The 2,029-nt window shown below is 72.0% G+C and carries 1 protein-coding gene; it reads left to right on the top strand.

Annotation, left to right across the window (positions count from 1 at the left end; translation table 11 throughout):
* Positions 1 to 2,029: condensation domain-containing protein (locus tag AB0D99_RS35585; RefSeq protein WP_362372359.1), on the top strand; the 2,029-nt coding region annotated here is incomplete at both ends.

The raw sequence follows: 2,029 nt of genomic DNA, 5'->3' as shown, positions 1-2,029 counted from the left end.
GTGGCTTCGCATCCGCAGGTCGCCCAGGCCGTGGTGATCGCCCGGGAGGACGTGCCGGGAGACACCCGCCTCGTCGCCTACGTCATACCGAAGGAAGCACCCGGCCACCGACTTCGGCACACCCTGATCGAGTTCGCGGCCGAACAGCTCCCCGAGTACATGGTCCCCTCGGCGGTGGTGGTCCTTGAGTCCCTGCCGCTGTCGGTGAACGGCAAGCTGGACCGCAAGGCCCTGCCCGCACCCGACCTCGCCGGCCTCGCCGGCCAGGGGCGGGGTCCCGCGACGGTGCGCGAGGAGATCCTCTGCGCGGCGTTCGCCGAGGTCCTGGGCGTCGAGCACGTCGGAGTCGACGACGACTTCTTCCGCCTCGGCGGCCACTCCCTCCTCGCCGTGCGACTCGTCGAGATCCTGCGCCGGAACAACGTGACGATCTCCATGCGGGCCCTCTTCGACGCCCCCACCCCCGCCGGAGTCGCACGCTCCGTGGGAGCGGAGCCGGTCGAGGTGCCGGACAACCTGATCCCGGCAGGCGCCACCGAGATCACGCCCGCGATGCTGCCGCTGGTCGACCTCACGGCCGGTGAGATCGCCCGCATCGTCGCGACCGTCGACGGCGGCGCGGCGAACATCGCGGACGTCTACCCGCTCGCCCCGCTCCAGGAAGGACTGCTCTTCCACCACCTCCTCGCCGACGGCGGGGACGACGCCTACGTCATGCCCGCGGTCTTCGAGTTCGACTCCCGCGAACGCGTCGACGCCTTCGCAGACGCCCTCCAGCGCGTGATCGACAGGCACGACATCTACCGGACCTCCCTGGCATGGGAGGGCCTGAACGAGCCGGTCCAGGTCGTATGGCGGCACGCCGCCCTGCCCGTCGTGGACGTGACCCCGGACCCGGAGGCCGCCGACCCGGCCGCCGACCTCGTCACCGCCGCCGGCGCCCACATGGATCTGCGCCGAGCCCCGCTGCTCGACCTGCACGTGACGGCCGGCATCCGTGGCGGCCGCCACCTCGTGCTCCTGCGGATGCACCACACCGTTCGCGACCACACCGCCCTTCAGGTCGTCCTCGACGAGGTGCAGGCGTTCCTGGCGGGCCGGGGCGACGACCTGCCCGAGCCGCTGCCGTTCCGCACCTTCGTCGCCCAGGCCCACGCGACCATGGACCGCGCCGCACACGAGCGCTACTTCACCGACCTCCTCGGCGACGTCACCGAGCCCACCGCTCCGTACGGAATGACGAACGTCCGAGGAGACGGATCGGACGCCGTCCTCGCGACGCTCCCACTGGCCCCGGAACTGACCGCACGGCTCAGAACGGCAGCGCGCCGCGCGGGCGTCAGCACGGCGACCGTCCTGCACGTCGCCTGGGCCCGGGTCCTCGCCGCCGTCAGCGGCCACGACGACGTGGTCTTCGGCACCGTCCTGCTCGGCCGCATGAACGCCGGCTCCGGTGCCGACCGCGTCCCCGGCCCCTTCATGAACCTGCTTCCGGTGCGCGCCCGCACCGCCGAACCCGGCGCGCTCGCCGCGGTCACCGCGATGCGCGGCCAGCTCGCGCAACTCCTGGAGCACGAACACGCGCCGCTGGTCGTCGCCCAGCGCGCCGGCGGAGTCACCGGCGACACCCCGCTGTTCACCTCCTTCCTCAACTACCGGCACAACGTCGGCCAGGACGCCGAGACGAGCTGGGACGCGGCGATGGAAGGGACACGCCTGCTCTCCGCACGCGAACTCTCCAACTACCCGCTCGCGCTCCTCGTCGACGACAACGGCGACAAGATCGCCCTCTCCGTGGACGCGATCGCTCCCATCGACTCCGCCGCCGTTGCCGCCCTGGCCCGCACGGCCGTCGCCCACCTCGTCACCGCCCTGGAGTCCGCCCTGGACGGCGGACCCGACCTGCCGCTGAACGCGATCCGGGTGCTCGATGACGAGGAGCGTCGTCTGGTGGTGGAGGAGTGGAATGCCACGGATGTGGGTGTGGTGGCGGGGACGTTGCCGGAGTTGTTCGAGGCGCAGGTGGTGC

It is taken from the genome of Streptomyces sp. NPDC047971, from assembly GCF_040653355.1.
Taxonomy (GTDB): Bacteria; Actinomycetota; Actinomycetes; order Streptomycetales; family Streptomycetaceae; genus Streptomyces.
The sequence above is the reverse complement of the archived record's forward strand: the minus strand, read 5'-3'. Positions and strand labels throughout refer to the sequence as shown.